This window comes from Paraburkholderia dioscoreae (assembly GCF_902459535.1).
GTDB classification, from domain to species: domain Bacteria; phylum Pseudomonadota; class Gammaproteobacteria; order Burkholderiales; family Burkholderiaceae; genus Paraburkholderia; species Paraburkholderia dioscoreae.
Genome location: NZ_LR699553.1, coordinates 4,197,849 through 4,217,354, shown reverse-complemented (window position 1 = coordinate 4,217,354; position 19,506 = coordinate 4,197,849). Strand labels below are relative to the sequence as shown.

The window sequence follows — 19,506 nt, the reverse complement described above, 5'->3', positions numbered from 1 at the left end:
CAGTATCGCACCGTGTTTCGTTGCGTGCTGTCCTGCACGTGTCGCATGGGTGTGCTTTACTTCCAGTTCTTTAGAAGACGGAGCGACAGATGGACATCGGTTTTATCGGTCTCGGCGAGATGGGCGCCGCGATGGTTGCAAACATTTTGAAAGCCGGGCATCAGGTGCGCGTGTGGAACCGCTCACCGGAACGCGCGCAACCGCTCGTCGACGCAGGCGCGCGGATTGTCGCGACGCCGGCCGAAGCGTTTGCGGGCGACGCCGTGTTCTCGATGCTCGCCGACGACAGCGCGTTGCGCGAAGTCATCACCGCCACCCTGCTGGAACATGCTCCGCGCGGGCTCACTCACGTGAACATGGCGACGATTTCCGTGGCGCTGGCCGAGGAACTGGCGACCGCGCACGCGTCGCGCGGTATTCACTACGTGGCCGCGCCGGTGCTGGGCCGGCCCGATGTCGCGGCGGCGGGCAAGCTGACCATTGTGGCGGGCGGACCGGCCGAGTCGATCGACCGCGTTCAGCCGATTTTCGACGCGATCGGCCAGAAGACCTGGCGGATCGGGTCGCTGCCGCAGCAGGCGAACGTCATGAAGCTGGCCGCCAACTTCATGCTCGGTGCAGCGGTCGAGACGCTCGGCGAAGCGGCCACGCTGGTGACCGGGCACGGTCTGGCCATGCAGGATTTCCTCGACGTCATTACAAGCGGCCTGTTTCCGGGGCCGGTCTATTCGGGCTACGGCAAGCTGATCGCCGAGCAGCGCTACGAGCCGGCGCTGTTCAAGGCGCGACTCGGCCTGAAGGACATCCGTCTTGCACTGGCAGCGGCCGATGCCGTGACCACACCGCTGCCGATCGCCAGCGTGGTGCGCGACAGCCTGATTGAAGCCGTAGCTCACGGTGATGGTGAGAAGGATTTCGCGGTGTTGGGGCAAGTCGCCGCACGGCGAGCCGGGCGCTGAGAGGTACGGGAGGCGGCGCTGAGAGGCAGGCACTGACAAACAGGCGGGCGTACTGCGAGGCGGGCACTGACGGGGCTGCTATGGCGGCAGGCGTCACACTGACAGGCGCGGGCGGGCATAATAGCCGTCCGCTCCCTTACCCGCCTCGATTCCCATGAGTCTGCATACCTGGTGGCTGTTCGTCGCCACTGTCTTTGTCGTTTCTGCGATTCCCGGTCCGAACATGCTGCTCGTGATGACGCACGGCGCCCAGCACGGCCTGCGCCGCTCCAGCGCGACGATGGCGGGTTGCCTGTCGGCGCTGGTGCTGATGCTGGCGGTATCGGCCGCGGGGCTCGGCGTCTTTCTCGAAGCCTGGCCGGCCATGTTCAACGCGCTGCGGATGATCGGCGCGGCCTACCTCGTGTATCTCGGCATCAAGGCGTGGCGCGCGCCGGCCGACGAAGCCGCCGCCAGCGACGCCGACGACCTGGCCGCGAAGCCCGCACGTTCGCGCCTGGCGCTGTTCCGCAACGGCTTTCTCGTCGCAGGCAGCAATCCCAAGGCGATTCTGTTCGCCGCGGCGCTGTTGCCGCAATTCATCGACGCCGCGCAACCCAAGCTGCCGCAATTCGGTGTGCTCGTCGCCACCTTCGCCGTGATCGAAGTGAGCTGGTATCTGGTGTACGCGGGTTTTGGCACGCGTATCGGCGCGAGGTTGAAAAGCCGCAGCGTCGCGCGGATGTTCAATCGGCTGACTGGCGGCGTGTTTGTCGGATTCGGCGCGATGATGGCGCTGGTGCGCCACTGAGCCCCAAGCGGCAACGCCTCATTAACGGAGGCCATAGGATATTTTACAAGATGTTGTTTTTTTGCAACGTTGAGGGTCAACCCTAATTTGTATGTTGCGACGCACCAAAGCATTTGCTATAGTTTGTCTTGTCTCCTCCATGTCTCCTCTGATATGGATTCAGCCCGCCCAAATAGGCGGGCTTTTTTTTGCCCTGAATTTGCAGCGTCCCGGAAAAGACAAAGCCGGCTGGCCCTTGCACCGGGCCGCCGGCTTTTTTGCGTCAAGGCTGAACTCAGAACTTGTACGAGACGGCGAGGAAAGAAATGATCGGATCGGCCTTCAGTTCCGCCTTCGACACCCCCAGTTCCGTGCCGTCCGCCGCCTTGATGATGACCGACGAGGTCGTCTTCAGCGGAATGTAAGTGACCGATGCCACGAGGCCCCAGTGATCGGTGATGTTGTATGCGAGCCCCGCATTGAACACCGGCGCCCATGATGACGACGCCTTCGCCGACACCTGCGTCTGCCCCGGCTTGCCCGCACCGGCGGCCAGCACCGCGCCGAGGTTGTTCTGCGTCGACTGGATGAAGTTCTGGCTCAGCTGAATGTCGGAGAACCAGTTATACGACACGCCGACGCCGACGAACGGCCGGAATTTCGCCGTCGGCGCGTTGAAGTAGTACTGGAACAGCAGCGCCGGGCTCCACTGGCGCACGCTCTTGACGATCGGATTGGACTGCGGATCGCCCAGATCCTGCTGGCCGAGCGCGCCGGCCGGTCCCGGCGGTTTGATGACGCCGTGCCCATAGATCTTGAACACCGGCGGCACACCTGCCACCGTCGTCACCGCAATGTGATCGGTGAGGTAATGGCTGAATACCAGACCGACCGTATCGGCGCTTTTGGTCGACAGGCTCGTACCGGGCGACGTGAACGAACTCGGCAGGCGCAACGGCGTGTTGATCGGCGTCGGCGCGACATTGGTGGTGAGCGGCGTGCTCGAATCCTGCGGCATGACGTGAAACCAGCCGAGGACCGCGACGTTGTCGCCCGCATGCTGGGCGTGCGCGCTGGCGCACAGGCAGGCGGCCAGTAACGCGAAACAGATTCTTTTCATGTTGTTCCTCCTGAGGCGCGCGTGAAGCTGATCGCGCGCGGCAAGCGGCGGCAGGTCGATGACCACGCCGGTGCATTGCATATTCGTTGGGCGCCGGTTGCCGCGCGGTGACGCTGCGCGGCAACCGGAACGCGAACGCCACGTTGCGGATTGGCGGCGCGTGGGCGCCCATTACTGGACGAAGGCACCGATCGTGAAATATGGCGAGGCCGCGTTGGTCAGATCGAGGTAGCCGAACACGCCGCCCGTGAAGATCATTTTTCCGGTCGGTGTGGTGCCGGTCGATGCGCCCACTTGCGTCGTCGTCACCACACCCGGCACGGCTTGCGTGAAGTCCAGATTCAGCGCCGTCGCAAGCGATGCCTGCGATGCGTTGAACGGATCGAGCAGCGTGGCTTCGGCGCCTTCGAGCGCGGTGGTGCGGTAGTCGAACTGGCTATCCACGCCGATGTACTCACCGTTCTGCGAGTTCACCGCGATCGCGCTCTGCGGCGCCAGGATCGAGATGCCCGACTCATCGTCGGCGTACGGTCCGAGCGCGCCGTTTTGCGGCACGGTCACCGACGAGTTCGCCGCGCCCGTGCGCACGAGGATCGGCACCAGCTGGTTACGCAGCTTGCCGACGATCATGTAGCCGCGCGCTTCCGGAGTCGTTGCGAGCGTGGGCTTCGCCTGGCCCAGGAAGTTGTTGGTCTGGAACGCGCCGCTGCCGTCCGCAGATTGCGCGAAATTGCCGCCGGGCTGCTGACACTTGCCAGCGTTGATGCCGGAGTTGTCGCACTCGGTCCACGTACCGTCCGCGTTGATCGTGATCTTTGAATCGACCGCGACCGGCGCGAAGTTTTGCGACGGCACCTGGTGATAGCCGAGCTGGTTGTACGTGCCGGCCACGTTCGCGAGATTCGTTTCAATCGACGAGAAGCCGATGAACGGGTAGTACGGGAACTTGGTGTCCGGCACGGCGCCCACGCCGAGAATCCCGCCGAACGAAATTTCGGCGCCCGGAATCGTGCCGCCCGCCACGCCTTCGCCCACAAAAATCCGTGCCGGACGATTCGGGTCGAGACTCGCGCCGTTCAGGCGGAACGCGCACTGGTTGAGCTTGTTGGTCGGCAGCATGGTTTCCTGGGTCAGCGTGCCGCTGGCTGATTGCCCGGCGCGCGTCGGGACGACGGTGCCGGTGGTGGCAGGAATCGGCGACTCGATGTAATTGATCTGCCAGGTCATCTTGGTCGTATCGAGTTGCAGCTTGACCAGTTCGCCGTCACCGCCGCCGCCCGTGAATACCGTACCGTAGTCCAGCGACGCAGGGCACAGACGCACTTCCGTCACCGGCCCGTCACCACCGCCGCCGCCACCACATGCCCCCAGCAACGGTGCAGCAAGAGCGAGCACCGAAAGGATTCTCCATTTCATACCGCCTCCAGAATTTTCTCGTTGTATGTGGCCGGCTCCCAGTCCAGCCACCTGCTTTATTTATGTCTCGTACTGCGAACTGACGGTCCGTTATCGCTCACTTGCTGATTTGCGCGCCAATGCCGAAGTAAGGAGCGCTCGAAGCCGTGCTGCTGAGTTGCGACGTCGGCGCTACACCGCCATTCACGGTCCCTTGAATCTCGATGGCGTACAGCCCGCCGGAAGCGATCGCGAGGCCGGTCTGACCGTTCGCCTGCTGCACACCAACCAGTCCCGGGCTCGGCAAGCTGTAGCCGAGACCGAAGCCGTCTTCCGCTGCGGAAGTCGACGGGTTGATGAAAGTGCCGACGCCGCCCTGGATCAATGCCGCGGTGTACCTGAAGTTGGAGTCGGCACCCACGTAGCCGCCGTCGAAGCCGCCGGATGCAAGCGGCGTGGCCGCCGCGAGCATCGCGATGCCGGACTCGTCGTCGACCTTGGCGTCGGCGTGCAGCAAGGCGGCCGTACCCAGATTCACGGAACCCGTGCGAATGACGAGCGGCACCGTCGCGCCATTGATCTGGCCGAGAATCATGTGCGCCTGCGCGGACACGCCGCTCGGCTGGTTCAGCGGCGGCAGCTTGAGCTGCGCGCCGATCTGCGGTGCGTTCTGGCTGTCGAAGTAACCGCTGCCATTGGCGGTCCACGCCGTGCCGGTCGTCAGGCAGCCGCTCGCGCTCGGCGTGAAGGCCGCGTTCGCCGGATTCGAGCCCGTGCAGTTGCCGGCCGCGTCGAAGGTTTCGACCGTGTTGGTGGCCGTCGCCGCGTACGAGCCGGACGGCACGAGGTGGTACAGCAAACCGTTGTAGGTGCCGGCCAGCCTGGTGATGTCGGTCGTCGTGCTGGCGAAACCGAGGAACGGATAGAAGTCGAAGTGCCGGTTCGGCACTGCGCCAACGTGATCGATGATGCCGGGAACGATGGTCAATCCGTCGTACTCGACGGTCGCGCCCGGAATACCTCCGCCGGCCACGCCCTGGCCGACCAGAATCATCGGCGGGTTCGGGTTGTTGACGAAGTCGGGTGTCGTGTAAGTGGAGCCGTCTGCGGGCGCGGTGCCGGTGCCTTTGCCGAGAATGAAGGCGCAACGGGTTTGCTCCGCAGTCGGCAGCATGCCGGTCGGCGGATGAATCACCGCACCGGTGATCTGGGTGCCTTCGCGCGTGATCGTGACGTCGGCGCTGGTCAGCGGGATCGGTGACTTGAGCCACTTCAGCGTGTAGGTCATCGCTGTCGCATCGATGTTCAGTTGCACGACTTCGCCGCTACCCGCCCCGCCCAGGAACGTGCTCTTGACGATGTCGGCAGTCGCGGGACACAACGCAGCCGCGCCGGCTCCCGAGGGTGGCGGACCTTGCACGCCGCAGCTCGCGCCCGAACATTGCGCTGGGTTGACCGGGCCTGGATTGTCGGCCTTGCCGCCACCGCAGGCGATCAGGAATGGGGCCGTGGCAATGGCCATCGCCAGGCCTCGAGTAATGGCGTGCGACATGCTGCTGTCTCCCTTCATGTAATTGTGCGAGCTAATTTCGCTGTGCGGATAATGGCTGTCAATTGAATGAGCCGTCTAAAAAGACTGATTCAAACAACATGTTTTTTGCCGGGCGCGCACCGTCTGGACAGAGGCGGCCCTTTTAAACAAAAAAGGAATTTTCGGCTGGAAGGCGGCATCGTTGCTTCGCCGCACTCCCTTGACAGGCAAGCCTTGCAGCAAAATGGCTCTATCATCTTCGAACGACCGTTCGCAAAAAAATCCGGAGTTTCCCTATGCGGAAAACTATGCTGTGGACGTCGTTATCAGGAATGAATTACCGGCGCTTTATGGGTGGTCCCATTTTTATTTTTTAAGTAATGCGGGCTACTACTGATTAAGCGCGGAGAAAGGAATTGGGATTGGCGGTTTTTTAAAACAGAAAAGCCGGTCCATCAGGACCGGCTTTTCTGTAGCTCGACGGCGAGGTCGCCGTCTGTATTTTTCCATGCTTGTTCAGCGTTTCAGGCCGCTTTCTTCATTGGCGCCGATCGCGAGGTTCATGCACTGGATGGCCGCGCCCGAAGCGCCCTTGCCCAGGTTGTCCAGCCGCGTGACGGTCACGAAGCGCTCTTCGTTGCCGAACACGAACAGGTCGACGCGATTGGTGTCGTTGTTCGCCTGCACGTCGAAGAAGCCGCTGTCGAGGTTCGCTTCCGCGTCGAACGGGGCAACGTGTACGAAGGCTTCGCCCGCGTAGTACTCGGCGAACAGCGCCTGCACGTCTTGCGGCGTTGCTTTCTTCGCCAGTTGGTTCGGCGAGAAGAACGTGGTGACCGCGAGTCCCTTGTAGAAGTCGCCGACGATCGGCGTGAAGACCGGCGCCGACTTCAGGCCCGTATGCGCGGCCATTTCCGGCAAATGCTTGTGCGTGAGACCGAGCGCATATGGACGCGGGCTCTTGAGCTTGTTGTTGCCGCCGGCTTCGTAGTCGGCAATCATTTTCTTGCCGCCGCCGCTGTAGCCGGTAATCGAGTAGGCATGCGCGGCGAACTCGGGCGCCACCACGCCTGCTTCGACCAGCGGACGCATGGCGAGCACGAAGGCCGACGCATGGCACCCCGGCACGGCAATGCGTTTCGCCGTGCGCAGACGCTCGCGTTGCGAGCGCGCCAGTTCGGGCAGGCCGTAGGCCCAATCGGCGGAAGTGCGGAACGCGGTGCTGGCGTCGATCAGCACGGTGCGATCGTTCTCGACTAGCGAGGCAGACTCGCGCGAGGCGACGTCCGGCAGACACAGGAACGTCACGTTCGACGCGTTGATGAGACGACGGCGCTCTTCGAGGTCTTTGCGTTTCGCTTCTTCGATACGCAGGATCTCAACGTCGGCGCGTTGCGACAGGTATTCGAAAATCTTCAGGCCGGTCGTGCCTTCCTGTCCGTCGACAAAAACTTTCGTGCTCATCTCGCTCTCACTGGCTTGCTGGAAACAGGGCGCTACGCCGCGCCGGAACGCTATTTTAAGACCTGATGGCGCCGGGCGTACAAAAGGGGTGAAAAAACGACGATGCACGCCGAAGATGACATCGGCGTGATCCGTTATGCAGAAGATGCAAGCCGATGCCGGCCGGTTCGCCGCAACCTGCGCTTCGATCCGCGTTTCAGCGCGCCGCGGCGATCCAGCGCGCCGTGACCGCGGCCACGCGTGCGCCGAACATGCGCGCCGTTTCCAGATCGCCGGGGGGCGGTGCTTCTTCCGGCGACGCGTCGGCCGGCGACTGCGTAAGCAGTCCGGTAAAGCCACCCACGTAGTTCAGGTCGTTGCGAGTCGCTGCCTTGGTGTTCGACGGCATCATGCCGGTGCCCGCCCAGATCATGCTGTGCTGCATGGCCAGCGTGACGAAGTACTGGATCGTCGAGAACTTGTCGCCGTTCATGGTCGCCGAATTGGTGAAGCCGGCCGCGATCTTGTCCTTCCACGTCTGTCCGAACCATGGCTTCGAGCTCGCGTCGGCGAATTTTTTGAAGTCGGCGGAAGGGCCGCCCATGTACGTCGGCGCGCCGAAGATGATGGCGTCGGCCGCGGCCAGTTCGGCCCAGGCCGCGTCGTCGATCTCGCCGACCGGCAGCAGCTTCGCGTCCGCGCCGGCTTCGACGGTGCCTGCGAGCACGGCCTCGGCGACTTTTTTCGTGTGGCCGTAGCCACTGTGATAAACGATGACGATCTTCGACATAACACTCTCCAGCAAGGTGAAAAGAGGGAGGGGCAGGCACGGCGATGGTGCGCACCTGTATCGGCGCTGCTTCGGCAAGCATGACGCTCGCCGGCTGACTGCACATTAGCGTGCACGGATGACAGAATTTCCGCGCGGGCAGCAATAGGAGGCAAGCGGCTGCAAGCAGATGCAAGCCGTGCGCCAGGCCGCGCTCCGGCCGGCGCCCGTGTGCCGGGGTTGCGCGAGCCTAGCGTCCGTAACTGACCACCATCCGCGCACTGCCGAGCGTGGCCGTGCTGATTTCGTGGTCGAACATGAGCGCGGGGCGGCCTTGCGCGAGACGCAGATCGGCGGTGCTCAGCGCATAAACGGTGATGATGTAGCGATGCGGCTTGCCCGGCGGCGGACACGGGCCGCCGTAGCCGTCGGTATCGAAGTCGTTGCGCGCTTCGACCGCGCCCAGTTTGCTGAGGAACCCGGAAGCACTCGCGTTCTCCGGCAAGCTGACGACCGTAGCCGGAATACCCGCAACCGACCAGTGCCACCATCCGCGGCCCGGCGCATCCTGATCGAACATGGTGACCGCGAAGCTGCGCGTGCCGGGCGGCGCGTCGCGCCAGGAAAGTTGCGGCGAGCGGTTGCCGCCTTTGCAGTCGCCCTGATTGAAAACCTGAGCGGCCTCCACCGTGCCGCCCGCGTGGAAGCTGGCGCTGGTCAACGCGAACGCACCCTCGGCGAAGGCGTGCGGCCCTTGCGCTGCCAATAGCGCGAGGCCCAGCATGGCGCAGGGAAGGGACGGCAAACGGCGGAACGGCGAAGCATTGGAAACGACCAGGCAACGCGAGCGCATGTGCCGGTTCTCCTGTGAGGGCGCGAGGCATTTGCACTCGCGAAAGTTATTGTCCCTATTTTGTGCCTCAAGGTCGAATCAAGTCTAACATTAGCTCTGCTACGCACCATTGTTGCGCACTCCGGTGGAATTTGCGCGCCGGAATCGGCTATAGTCGGAGGAATTGTCCGCGCGAAACTCAAGCCGCGTCCTCACTCGTTTGAGCACTAGAACACAAAGGCATGTCAGAAGTTTTGGAGAGTGGTTTATCTGCCGAAGGGAGGGCAATGCAAGATCCAGTCAGGGTCGTGGTCGCTGACGACCATCCGGTTATTCTGTTCGGCGCCGAGCAGGCTTTGCTCAAGTTTCCTGGTCTGCAAGTGGTCGCCCGTGCACGACAGTCAACCGAATTGATCAAGGTGCTGCAAACCATTGCCTGCGACGTGCTCGTCACGGATCTGGCAATGCCGGGCGGCCAATATGGCGACGGCTTGCCGCTGATCGGCTATCTACGCCGCAATTTCCCCAACCTTCCCATCGTCGTATTGACGATGCTCGAGAACGCCGCGTTGCTCAAGCGGCTGAGCGAACTCGGCGTAACGTCGGTCGTCAACAAGTCGGACGATCTGAGCCACATCGGGCTCGCGGTGCAGCACGTCAGCCGCAACCTCGAATACATGAGCCCGTCGGTCAAGGCGTCGCTGGATGCATTGCGCATGAACGCCGGCGGCAAGAACGACGAAGTCATGTTGTCCAAACGTGAGCTGGAAGTGGTGCGCCTGTTCGTGTCCGGCATGACGATCAAGGAAATCTCGGAGCAACTCAACCGCAGCATCAAAACGATCAGCACGCAGAAGAACACCGCCATGCGCAAACTCGGCATCGAGCGGGATTCCGAGTTGTTCCAGTACGCGCAGAGCAACGGCTTGCTGAACCTGTCGTCGCATTCAACGGACGCACCCGATGGGGTGTCTTAACGTCGCGCACGTTTTATAAGGTGAAGATAGAAAAAGGGCGCCTGTCGATAAGACAGGCGCCCTTTTTTATCCGATCCGTGTCAGGCGGTGAAGCTTATTGCGGCGTCGAGGTTGCGCCGCCATGTGCAGCCGACCATTCAGCCGGCGCGTGCAGGAATTTTTCCACTTCGTCGAGCGTCCTGGTGTCGAAGTACTTGTTTTCCTTGGCAACGCGCAACACGTCCCACCATGTGGCGAGCGCGTGCAGATCGACGTCGATGTCTTTCAGCACCGACACGCTTTCCTTGAAGATGTTGTAGTGGAACAGCACGAAGCAGTGATTCACGGTGGCGCCGGCGGTGCGCAGCGCGTTGATGAAGTTGATCTTGCTGCGGCTATCCGTGGTCAGGTCTTCGACCAGCAGCACGCGTTGGCCTTCGGTCAGCAGGCCTTCGATCTGCGCGTTACGGCCGAAACCCTTCGGCTTCTTGCGCACGTATTGCATCGGCACCATCAGGCGATCGGAGAGCCACGCCGCGAACGGGATACCGGCGGTTTCACCACCGGCGACCGCGTCGATCTGTTCATAACCGACATCGCGCAGGATCGTGGTCTCGGCCATTTCCATCAGACCGCGGCGCACGCGAGGATACGAGATCAGCTTGCGGCAGTCGATATAAACCGGGCTCGCCCAGCCGGACGTGAAAATGTACGGTTTCTCCGCGTTGAAGTGCACTGCCTGTACTTCCAGCAGCATCTTGGCGGTCGTGTCGGAGATCGTCTGGCGATCGAAGCCTGTCATGGGCGGATCCTTGGGTGTCAGCGGGGAGAAGCGGGCGCGAGGCCCGGTGGCGCAGCAAGTGGGGTATGCCGCACCATGTTGGGCGGCGCCTTGATAGGCAAATACGCTGCCGGTCAGTGGAGTGCAGACCGGTTTTGCTGCGCGCGTAGGCCGACATTTTACCTGAAATGAGCCCTTCGGAGGAGGCCGTCGCGCGTGCCGGCGGTGAATGATGGTCATGACGGCCGCGCTGCGCACGCAGGCTTGGCGTCCAATGAACGGACGCGCCGGCCGAGCACTTGCGCTCGCGCTTTTTGGTTCGCTTGTGAGCAGCGGGGGGCGCCTTTACACTCACGCGAATTTCTCGGGCGCTTGCTGCCGTTGCCGCCCCTTCGACCTACGGAATGCTTTCAATGAACGCCGCCCCTTCCGCCACCGATACCCGCGCATCCGCGAAAGATGGCTACGCCGGCCGCGCGCTGCTCGCCTCGGTACTCGGTTACGCAATGGACGGCTTCGATCTGCTGATCCTCGGCTTCATGCTCCCCGTGATTACCGCCGATCTGCATCTGAGCTCCGCGCAAGGCGGTTCGCTCGTCACGTGGACGCTGATCGGCGCGGTGGCGGGCGGTCTGATCTTCGGCGTGTTGAGCGACTATTTCGGCCGCGTGCGCATGCTGACGTGGACGATCCTGATCTTTGCCGTCTTCACCGGCTTGTGCGCGCTGGCGCAAGGCTATGCGGACCTGCTGATCTACCGGACGATCGCCGGGATCGGGCTCGGCGGCGAGTTCGGCATTGGCATGACGCTGGTGGCCGAAGCGTGGCCGGCGTCGCAGCGAGCACGCGTGTCGTCGTACGTCGGCCTGGGATGGCAGCTCGGTGTGCTGGCGGCGGCCTTGCTGACACCGCTGTTGTTGCCGCTGATCGGCTGGCGCGGCATGTTCGCGCTCGGACTGCTGCCGGCGGTGGTGTCGTTCTTTGTCCGGCGCCATGTCGAGGAGCCGGCGCTCTTTACCGAGCGCGTCGCGCGCGGCATGCGCAAGCTGCCGCTGAAATTGCTGGTGGCCGATGGTCGCACCACGCGCGCCAGCATCGGCGTGGCGATTCTCTGTTCGGTGCAGAACTTCGGCTACTACGGTTTGATGATCTGGCTGCCGAGCTATCTGTCGAAAACCTTCGGCTATTCGCTGACCAGATCCGGACTGTGGACCGCCGTGACGGTTCTCGGCATGGCGTGCGGCATCTGGCTGTTCGGCATCGCCGCCGACCGCTTCGGCCGCAAGCCGGCGTTTCTGTTCTACCAGGCGGGCGCGGTGGTGATGGTCTTCGTCTACGCGCACTTGAGCACGCCAATGGCGCTCCTGATCGGCGGCGCGGCGATGGGCGTGTTCGTCAACGGAATGATCGGTGGCTACGGCGCGCTGATCTCCGAGCTTTATCCGACCGATGCACGCGCCACCGCCCAGAACGTGCTGTTCAATGTCGGCCGCGCAGTGGGCGGTTTCGGACCGGTGGCCGTGGGCGCTCTGGCCGCGCGCTACTCGTTCGGCGCGGCGCTCGCCGTGCTCGCGTCGGTCTACTTGCTCGACATCTTCGCGACGCTTTTCCTGATTCCCGAACGACGCGGCGCTGAGCTCGAATGAGCGCTAACAGCACGCGTGTGACCTGCGAATGACAAGCGGCGCATGCCCGCCGCATGCGGCGCTGCAGCATTGCCGGCCGCTGTTTCGCCGATGGTGAGCCGCGTTAACCGCTCAGTCCATCGACGCATTCGGGGTGTACACTAATCGACCCGCTAAGCACTCCGCACCGTCCCGTCCCCCGGTGAGGTTCGACGCCACGCCCAACCGGCGCACGCGAAAGCCGCCTCGGTCGATTATCCATTCGATAGATGTAAGCGACGCCGATTGTGCGGTGTGCCGGGCTCAATTACTTACGTCTCGCAGGTCAGAAAATGGACGAACAACTTAAGCAAAGCGCTCTCGCCTATCACCAGAACCCGAAACCCGGCAAGATTTCGGTCACCCCCACCAAGCCGCTGTCGAACCAGCTCGATCTCTCGCTCGCATACTCGCCGGGTGTCGCCGCAGCCTGTATGGCGATCTACGACGAGCCGCTCGACGCGCAGAAGTACACCTCGCGCGGCAACCTGGTCGGCGTGATCACCAATGGCACGGCCGTGCTCGGTCTCGGCAACATCGGTCCGCTCGCCGCGAAACCCGTCATGGAAGGCAAGGGTTGCCTCTTCAAGAAATTCGCCGGCATCGACGTGTTCGACATCGAGCTCTCCGAGTCCGATCCGGACAAGCTCGTTGAAGCGATCGCCATGCTCGAGCCCACGCTCGGCGGCATCAACCTCGAAGACATCAAGGCGCCCGAGTGCTTCTACATCGAGAAGAAGCTGCGCGAGCGCATGAAGATTCCGGTCTTCCACGACGATCAGCACGGCACTGCGATCATCGCGTCGGCGGCGATCCTGAACGGGCTGAAAGTGGTCGGCAAGAAGCTCGACGAAGTGAAGCTCGTATGTTCCGGCGCGGGCGCGGCAGCGATCGCGTGTCTGGATCTGCTGGTGAACCTGGGCCTGTCGAAGAAGAACATTCTGGTCACGGACTCCAAAGGCGTGATCTACGAAGGCCGCGGCAATCTCGATCCGTCGAAGGAACGTTACGCGGCGAACACCGGCGCGCGCACGCTCGCTGACGCGATCCGCGGCGCCGACGTGTTCCTCGGCTGTTCGAGCGCAGGCGTGCTGAAGCCGGAGATGGTCGCCGAAATGGGCACCCAGCCGCTGATTCTCGCGCTGGCGAATCCGGAGCCGGAAATCCGCCCGGAAGACGCGAAGAAGGTCCGTCCGGACTGCATTATCGCGACCGGCCGTTCGGATTACCCGAACCAGGTCAACAACGTGCTGTGCTTCCCGTTCATCTTCCGCGGCGCGCTGGATGTCGGCGCCACCACGATCACGGAAGAAATGAAGCTCGCCTGCGTGCGCGCGATCGCCGAGTTGGCCGAAGAAACCGATCAGGGCGATGAAGTCGCGAAGGCGTACGAAGGTCACTCGCTGGAATTCGGTCCCGAGTACCTGATTCCGAAGCCGTTCGATCCGCGCCTGATCATCAAGATCGCGCCGGCTGTCGCGCAAGCGGCAATGGATTCTGGCGTTGCGACCCGTCCGATCAAGGACATGGATGCGTACCGCGAAGAACTCGGCACGACCGTGTATCGCACGGGCATGGTGATGCGCCCGGTGTTCGCCGCGGCGAAGTCGGAACCGGCGCGCATCGTGTTCGCCGAAGGTGAAGACGAGCGCGTGCTGCGCGCCGCGCAGTTCGTGCTGCTGGAAAAGATCGCCAGGCCGATTCTGGTCGGCCGTCCGTCGGTGATCGAGATGCGTCTGAAGAAGATGGGCTCGAAGCTCAAGTGCGGCGATGACTTCGAGGTTGTCGATCCGGAAGACGATCCGCGCTATCAGCAATCCTGGCAGGCCTATCACGAACTCGGCGCGCGCGAAGGCGTGACGCCGGACGTGGCAAAGGCCGCCATGCGCAAGTTCAATACGCTGATCGGCGCGATCCTCGTGCGCCTCGGCGAAGCCGACGGCATGATCTGCGGCATGATCGGCCAGTACCACACGCACCTGAAGTTCATCGAACAGGTGCTGGGCAAAGCGGAGAACGTTCAGAACTTCGCGGCAATGAACCTGCTGATGCTGCCGGGCCGCAATCTGTTCATCTGCGACACGTACGTGAACGAGACGCCCACCGCCGAGCAGCTCGCCGACATGACGATGCTGGCTGCTAGCGAGATCGAGAAGTTCGGTATCACGCCGAAGGTCGCGTTGCTGTCGAACTCGAACTTCGGCAGCGCGCCTTCTTCGTCGTCGCAGCGTATGGCTGCGGCTCGCAAGCTGATTGTCGAGCGCGCGCCAACGCTCGAGATCGACGGTGAGATGCACGGCGATGCGGCATTGTCGGAAGCGGTGCGCAAGGCCGCGTTCCCCGGCACGACGCTGAGCGGCGAAGCCAACCTGCTGATCATGCCGAACGTGGAAGCGGCGAACATCACGTACAACCTGCTGAAGATGATCGGCGGTGAAGGCGTGACGGTTGGCCCGTTCCTGCTGGGCGCGGAAAAGCCGGTGCACATCCTGACGCCGGCGGCGACCGTGCGCCGGATCATCAACATGACGGCGGTGGCTTCGGCCAACGCGCGGAAACCGGCAAACGCGAAGTAATGCAGATGCCTTGAGGATTGACGCGGCGCCTCATCGAGGCGCCGGCGACGAGCCTGCTAGAACGCCATGGAAGTTGATTCCGTGGCGTTTTTTGCGTGTGCGGCGCGTTCGTGGTCGGCGGCGTCTTCGTCCTAATAATTCTTAGTTCGTTTCGTGTGTTTGGGAATGTTCCTATTCGATTGGCCGTGACGCGTTTGTAAAGTGACTCCTGAAGCGCAGCACATGCTGACAGTAACGGAACAGTCGGCTGGTCAATCCCTGTTGTCGTCGTGCGCTGCGCTTCGCCACGTAAATGTCCGTTGTGTTGCAAGAAGTAGCAGTACCAGCAGTACCGCCGGTCTGGCGCACATGCATGACGTGTCGAAACCGGAAACAAAAAAGGCGACTGTCCGCGAGGACAGCCGCCTTTCCCATTTGTGCCCGATGCGTCACATCCGGTCAGGCGAACACGATCACGCTGCGTGTTGCGTCTTTCCCGTCTCCGGCGAACGCCACCGCGCCAGCAACTCGTTCCATTTGACGCGCACGCCCTTCAGGTTGTTCTCCTTCACGTGACCATAACCGCGAATGCCGTCCGGCAGATTCGCGAGCTCTATGGCCAGCTCACGCGTCTGCGCAGTCAGGCCGCCAATCAGCTCACGCACCAGCGCTTCATACTCGACGATCAACGCCCGCTCGGTACGGCGCTCTTCCGTCTTGCCGAACACATCGAACGCGGTGCCGCGCAGGAACTTGAACCGGGCCAGTACGTGCATTGCGCTGAAGACCCAGGGACCGTACTTCTTCTTCACCAGATGGCCCTTCGCATCCTTCTTCGAGAACGTCGGCGGCGCGAGGTGAATGTGGAGCTTCCAGTCGCCTTCGAAATTCGCCTTCAGCTTTTCGATGAATGCCGGATCGCTGTACAGACGCGCAACTTCGTACTCGTCCTTGTAGGCCATCAGCTTGTGCAGATTCTTCGCGACCGCCTCGGTCAGCGGCAACTGGCCATCGATCGAATCGAGCGCCGACTCGGCCGCACGTACCTGCGACACCAGCGCGCGATAACGGTCGGCATACGCGCTGTTCTGCCACGCCGTCAGATACGCGGCGCGTTTGTCGATTAGCGTGTCGAGCGCTTTCGGCGTGTGCAGCGAGATGATCTTGCTGCTCATTGCTTCCGCGGCGGCGCCGCGCCCCTGTGATTGCGCGAGCTGGCGTACCGCGGCCAGGTCGTGCGCTGCACGGCGGCCCCATTCGAACGCCGCCCGGTTCTTTTCGACCTGGACGTTGTTCAGCTCGATGGCGCGCATCAGCGACTGATACGTGAGCGGCACCCAGCCGCGTTGCCATGCGTAGCCGAGTACGAACGGATTCGTATAGATCGCATCACCGAGCAATGCGACGGCGAAGTGATTCGCGTCGACCGTATCGACGCCTTCGTCGCCGGCGCCGGCACGCACATCGGCTTCCGTGCTGCTGCCCGGGAAGCGCCAGTTCGGGTTCTTGATGAGCTCGGCGGTCGGCGTATGCGCCGTGTTCAACACGACGCGTGTGCGGCCTGCCTGCATGCGCGAGACGCATTCGTCGCTGGCGGTCACGATCGCATCGCAGCCGATCACCAGACTGGCTTCACCCATAGCGATACGCGTTGCGTGGATGTCGGCCGGATTCTTCGCGATCTGCACGTGGCTCATCACGGCGCCGCCTTTCTGCGCGAGGCCGGTGACGTCGAGCACTGTGACGCCCTTGTTCTCCAGGTGCGCGGCCATGCCGAGCAGCGCGCCGATCGTCACGACACCCGTGCCGCCGACGCCCGTCACCAGCACGCCGTACGGCCTGTCCATAGACGGTAGTTCGGGCTCCGGCACCGGCGGCATCGCGTCGCCGACAATGCCTGAGGCGGCCTTGGGCTTGCGCAACTGACCGCCTTCAACGGAGACGAAGCTCGGGCAGAAGCCGTTCACGCATGAAAAGTCCTTGTTGCAGGTGGACTGATTGATCTGGCGCTTCGTGCCGTACTCGGTATCGAGCGGCTCGACCGACAGGCAGTTGGACTTTACCGAGCAATCGCCGCAGCCTTCGCACACTGCCTCGTTGATCACGACGCGGCGCGCCGGATCCGGATAGGCGCCGCGTTTCCTGCGACGGCGCTTCTCCGTCGCGCAGGTCTGGTCGTAGATCAGGATCGTCGTGCCGGACACTTCGCGCAGCTGGCGCTGCACGTCGTCGAGCTTGTCGCGGTGATGGACGTCGATGCCCGGCGCGAGGCCGACGTTCGCCGAGTATTTCTCCGGCTCGTCGGTGACGATCACGATCTTCGTCGCGCCTTCGGCGGCGAGCTGGTGGGTGATCTGCGGCACGGTCAGCACGCCGTCGACCGGCTGGCCGCCCGTCATGGCCACGGCGTCGTTATAGAGAATCTTGTAGGTGATGTTCGCCTTCGACGCGATCGCCGCGCGAATCGCGAGCAGCCCGGAGTGGAAGTAGGTACCGTCGCCGAGATTGGCGAAGACGTGTTTGTCGTTCGTGAACGGCGCCTGGCCGATCCACGCGACGCCTTCGCCGCCCATCTGGCTGAACGTGCTGGTGCCGCGGTCCATCCAGACCGTCATGTAATGGCAGCCGATGCCAGCCATCGCGCGCGAGCCTTCCGGCACATTAGTCGACGTATTGTGCGGGCAGCCGGAGCAGAACCACGGCTTGCGTTCGGCTTCGACGCGCGGCCGCGCCAGCGCTTTTTCCTTCGCTTCGATCACCGCGATGCGCGTGGCGATACGAGCGCGCACGTCGGAAGGCAGGTCGAATTTGTCGAGCCGTGTGGCGATGGCCTTCGCGATGATCGCCGGCGAGAGTTCGTAATGCGCCGGCAGCAACCAGTTGCCCATCGGCACCGACCATTCGCCGCCCGCGCCGTCCTTTTCGTCGAACTTGCCGAACACGCGCGGGCGCTGCGCGTCGGGCCAGTTGTACAGCTCCTCCTTGATCGCGTACTCGAGAATCTGGCGCTTTTCCTCGACCACCAGAATTTCGTCGAGGCCGCGCGCGAAAGCCTGCGCGCCTTGCGCTTCGAGCGGCCAGACGCAGCCGACCTTATAGAGACGGATACCGATGCGCGAGCACGTTTCGTCGTCGAGACCGAGATCGGTCAGCGCCTGACGCACGTCCAGATACGCCTTGCCGCCGGTCATGATGCCGAAGCGCGCATGCGGCGAATCGATTTCGACGCGGTCGAGTTTGTTGGCCCGCACATAGGCGAGAGCGGCGTACCACTTGTAGTCGAGCAGACGCGCTTCCTGCACCAGCGGCGGATCCGGCCAGCGGATATTCAGGCCGCCCTCGGGCATCGCGAAATCTTCCGGCAGGACGATCTTCGTGCGGTGTGGATCGATATCGACCGAAGCCGACGACTCGACCACGTCGGTCACGCACTTCATCGCGACCCACAGGCCGGAATAGCGGCTCATTGCCCAGCCGTGCAGACCGAAGTCGAGATATTCCTGCACGTTCGAGGGAAACAGCACCGGCAGGCCGCACGCCTTGAAAATGTGTTCGGACTGATGGGCGAGCGTGGAGGACTTGGCCGCATGATCGTCGCCGGCGAGGACGAGAACGCCGCCGTGTTGCGCCGAACCGGCCGAGTTGCCGTGCTTGAAGACGTCGCCGGAACGGTCGACGCCGGGGCCTTTGCCGTACCACATCGAGAACACGCCGTCGTATTTGGCGCTCGGGTACAGATTGACTTGTTGTGAACCCCAAACGGCGGTGGCCGCGAGGTCTTCGTTGACGCCTGGCTGGAACACGACCTGATGCGCGGCGAGATGCTGTTTCGCCTTCCACAGGGATTGGTCGAGCCCGCCCAGAGGCGAACCACGGTAACCGGAGATGAAGCCGGCGGTGTTGAGCCCGGCGGCCCGGTCGCGTTCCTGCTGCAGCATCGGCAGACGCACCAGCGCCTGAATGCCGCTCATGTACGCGCGGCCGCGTTCGAGGGTGTATTTGTCGTCGAGCGTGACGGAAGATAACGCGGCTTCGAGCGAGGCTCGCTGACCTGCGTCTAGCGGGGCATTCATTATGTGTACTCCTCCAACCAGTTTGGGATCACCAAAACTTTTTTTGAGCCCCGGCATCTTGTGAATGCGGAGGGCCGGGGCCGCCATATTGACGTGTTTCAAGCGATGGTAGCACTGGTGAAAACCCGCCGCAGGTCTTCAGAAAAGGCGGCTTCGCAGCGATACTGGCCGGCTCGTGCAGCGTTTTGCTGTCGACACCTGCAACACCTGCTCGTGTGCTTGTAACAAGCTGTAAAAACTATAAATCTGCGGAACCGTAGTTGAAATTTCTGTCTAACACCCCACCTGCGAGCAATGTCCGCGCAACGCTCCGCATTCGGCGGAGCTTCACGACAGCAGGGTAGTTAGAAAAGGAGTACGCATGAACACGAGAAACATCCAGACCTTCCTGATGGTTTCGGCCGCATTTTTTGCCATGAGCGCACCGGTGCGCTCGAACTCGGGCAGCGTAGGGGCGCAGTCAAACGCGGTGACTCGCACGGCGCAGGTGGCGCCCGCACGTATTGCCTTTGGCAGCGTCACGCGATCCACCAAGGCCGACGGTCAAGACCAGAATTCGTGATACGCCGCCTGTGCAGCGTGTCGATTGAATAACCGGCCGTTGTCCCACCAAGCCATCCAGGGTCCGCTTGAGACAACGGCATAAATGAAAAGGGCGA

General features: G+C 62.8%; 14 protein-coding genes. 6 read left to right on the top strand and 8 right to left on the bottom strand.

The genetic code is table 11. The annotated features are described in order from the left end of the window. Positions 1-89 precede the first annotated feature (89 nt). Complete coding sequence (locus PDMSB3_RS19105; protein ID WP_007179877.1) at positions 90-959, top strand: NAD(P)-dependent oxidoreductase; 870 nt, start codon at positions 90-92, stop codon at positions 957-959. Between the two features lie 154 nt (positions 960-1,113). After that, on the top strand, positions 1,114-1,749 hold the full coding sequence (locus tag PDMSB3_RS19100; protein ID WP_007179876.1) for a LysE family translocator: 636 nt from the start codon (positions 1,114-1,116) through the stop codon (positions 1,747-1,749). Between the two features lie 274 nt (positions 1,750-2,023). On the opposite strand, the gene PDMSB3_RS19095 is transcribed toward PDMSB3_RS19100, so the two are convergent. The 6 genes from PDMSB3_RS19095 to PDMSB3_RS19070 all read right to left on the bottom strand — a co-directional run bounded on the left by PDMSB3_RS19095 (position 2,024) and on the right by PDMSB3_RS19070 (position 8,839). After that, a complete protein-coding gene (locus PDMSB3_RS19095; protein ID WP_007179875.1) occupies positions 2,024-2,848 on the bottom strand; it encodes an OmpW/AlkL family protein in 825 nt (274 codons plus the stop codon). Positions 2,849-3,019: 171 nt separating this feature from the next. Then, the gene (locus PDMSB3_RS19090; RefSeq protein WP_165187173.1) at positions 3,020-4,264 is read right to left on the bottom strand and encodes a DUF2957 domain-containing protein; all 1,245 of its coding nucleotides are present in this window, start codon (positions 4,262-4,264) and stop codon (positions 3,020-3,022) included. 97 nt (positions 4,265-4,361) lie between these two features. Next, positions 4,362-5,795 carry a DUF2957 domain-containing protein gene (locus PDMSB3_RS19085; RefSeq protein WP_007179873.1) on the bottom strand — a complete coding sequence of 478 codons (1,434 nt, stop codon included), beginning with the start codon at positions 5,793-5,795 and terminating at the stop codon, positions 4,362-4,364. A gap of 495 nt (positions 5,796-6,290) precedes the next feature. Next, positions 6,291-7,238, bottom strand: a complete 948-nt coding sequence (gene argC / locus PDMSB3_RS19080) for an N-acetyl-gamma-glutamyl-phosphate reductase (protein ID WP_007179872.1) — start codon at positions 7,236-7,238, stop codon at positions 6,291-6,293. 196 nt (positions 7,239-7,434) lie between these two features. After that, entirely contained in the window at positions 7,435-8,007 is a 573-nt protein-coding gene (locus PDMSB3_RS19075) for a flavodoxin family protein (RefSeq protein ID WP_007179871.1), read from the bottom strand. Between the two features lie 229 nt (positions 8,008-8,236). Beyond that, positions 8,237-8,839, bottom strand: a complete 603-nt coding sequence (locus tag PDMSB3_RS19070) for a YbhB/YbcL family Raf kinase inhibitor-like protein (protein WP_007179870.1) — start codon at positions 8,837-8,839, stop codon at positions 8,237-8,239. A 266-nt stretch (positions 8,840-9,105) separates the two neighbouring features. Here PDMSB3_RS19070 and PDMSB3_RS19065 point away from each other — a divergent pair, with 266 nt between their 5' ends. After that, complete coding sequence (locus PDMSB3_RS19065) at positions 9,106-9,795, top strand: response regulator (RefSeq protein ID WP_007179869.1); 690 nt, start codon at positions 9,106-9,108, stop codon at positions 9,793-9,795. 94 nt (positions 9,796-9,889) lie between these two features. On the opposite strand, the gene PDMSB3_RS19060 is transcribed toward PDMSB3_RS19065, so the two are convergent. Then, positions 9,890-10,576, bottom strand: coding sequence for an orotate phosphoribosyltransferase (locus PDMSB3_RS19060; protein ID WP_011490079.1), 687 nt, complete (start codon positions 10,574-10,576; stop codon positions 9,890-9,892). A gap of 392 nt (positions 10,577-10,968) precedes the next feature. Between PDMSB3_RS19060 and PDMSB3_RS19055 the strand changes: the two genes are divergently transcribed. Together PDMSB3_RS19055 and PDMSB3_RS19050 are read left to right on the top strand one after the other, a co-directional pair. Next, positions 10,969-12,201: an MFS transporter gene (locus PDMSB3_RS19055; RefSeq protein ID WP_165187170.1), complete on the top strand. Its 1,233-nt coding sequence runs from the start codon at positions 10,969-10,971 to the stop codon at positions 12,199-12,201. 311 nt (positions 12,202-12,512) lie between these two features. After that, positions 12,513-14,795 (top strand): NADP-dependent malic enzyme, encoded by a 2,283-nt coding sequence (locus PDMSB3_RS19050; protein WP_165187168.1) that lies wholly within the window; start codon positions 12,513-12,515, stop codon positions 14,793-14,795. A gap of 452 nt (positions 14,796-15,247) precedes the next feature. Here the strand turns inward: PDMSB3_RS19050 and PDMSB3_RS19045 are convergent, their stop codons facing one another. After that, entirely contained in the window at positions 15,248-18,847 is a 3,600-nt protein-coding gene (locus tag PDMSB3_RS19045; protein ID WP_007179864.1) for an indolepyruvate ferredoxin oxidoreductase family protein, read from the bottom strand. 361 nt (positions 18,848-19,208) lie between these two features. Here PDMSB3_RS19045 and PDMSB3_RS19040 point away from each other — a divergent pair, with 361 nt between their 5' ends. After that, the gene (locus PDMSB3_RS19040; RefSeq protein ID WP_007179863.1) at positions 19,209-19,409 is read left to right on the top strand and encodes a hypothetical protein; all 201 of its coding nucleotides are present in this window, start codon (positions 19,209-19,211) and stop codon (positions 19,407-19,409) included. Positions 19,410-19,506: the final 97 nt, after the last annotated feature.

Excerpts from the sequence above, each read along its gene's own strand:
- PDMSB3_RS19065 (WP_007179869.1), top strand. The coding sequence starts at position 9,106 with ATGCAAGATCCAGTCAGGGTCGTGGTCGCTGACGACCATCCGGTTATT.
- PDMSB3_RS19085 (WP_007179873.1), bottom strand. The coding sequence starts at position 5,795 with ATGTCGCACGCCATTACTCGAGGCCTGGCGATGGCCATTGCCACGGCC.
- argC (WP_007179872.1), bottom strand. The coding sequence starts at position 7,238 with ATGAGCACGAAAGTTTTTGTCGACGGACAGGAAGGCACGACCGGCCTG.
- PDMSB3_RS19075 (WP_007179871.1), bottom strand. The coding sequence starts at position 8,007 with ATGTCGAAGATCGTCATCGTTTATCACAGTGGCTACGGCCACACGAAA.
- PDMSB3_RS19070 (WP_007179870.1), bottom strand. The coding sequence starts at position 8,839 with ATGCGCTCGCGTTGCCTGGTCGTTTCCAATGCTTCGCCGTTCCGCCGT.
- PDMSB3_RS19060 (WP_011490079.1), bottom strand. The coding sequence starts at position 10,576 with ATGACAGGCTTCGATCGCCAGACGATCTCCGACACGACCGCCAAGATG.
- PDMSB3_RS19045 (WP_007179864.1), bottom strand. The coding sequence starts at position 18,847 with ATGAATGCCCCGCTAGACGCAGGTCAGCGAGCCTCGCTCGAAGCCGCG.
- PDMSB3_RS19050 (WP_165187168.1), top strand. The coding sequence starts at position 12,513 with ATGGACGAACAACTTAAGCAAAGCGCTCTCGCCTATCACCAGAACCCG.
- PDMSB3_RS19100 (WP_007179876.1), top strand. The coding sequence starts at position 1,114 with ATGAGTCTGCATACCTGGTGGCTGTTCGTCGCCACTGTCTTTGTCGTT.
- PDMSB3_RS19105 (WP_007179877.1), top strand. The coding sequence starts at position 90 with ATGGACATCGGTTTTATCGGTCTCGGCGAGATGGGCGCCGCGATGGTT.
- PDMSB3_RS19040 (WP_007179863.1), top strand. The coding sequence starts at position 19,209 with ATGAACACGAGAAACATCCAGACCTTCCTGATGGTTTCGGCCGCATTT.
- PDMSB3_RS19095 (WP_007179875.1), bottom strand. The coding sequence starts at position 2,848 with ATGAAAAGAATCTGTTTCGCGTTACTGGCCGCCTGCCTGTGCGCCAGC.
- PDMSB3_RS19090 (WP_165187173.1), bottom strand. The coding sequence starts at position 4,264 with ATGAAATGGAGAATCCTTTCGGTGCTCGCTCTTGCTGCACCGTTGCTG.
- PDMSB3_RS19055 (WP_165187170.1), top strand. The coding sequence starts at position 10,969 with ATGAACGCCGCCCCTTCCGCCACCGATACCCGCGCATCCGCGAAAGAT.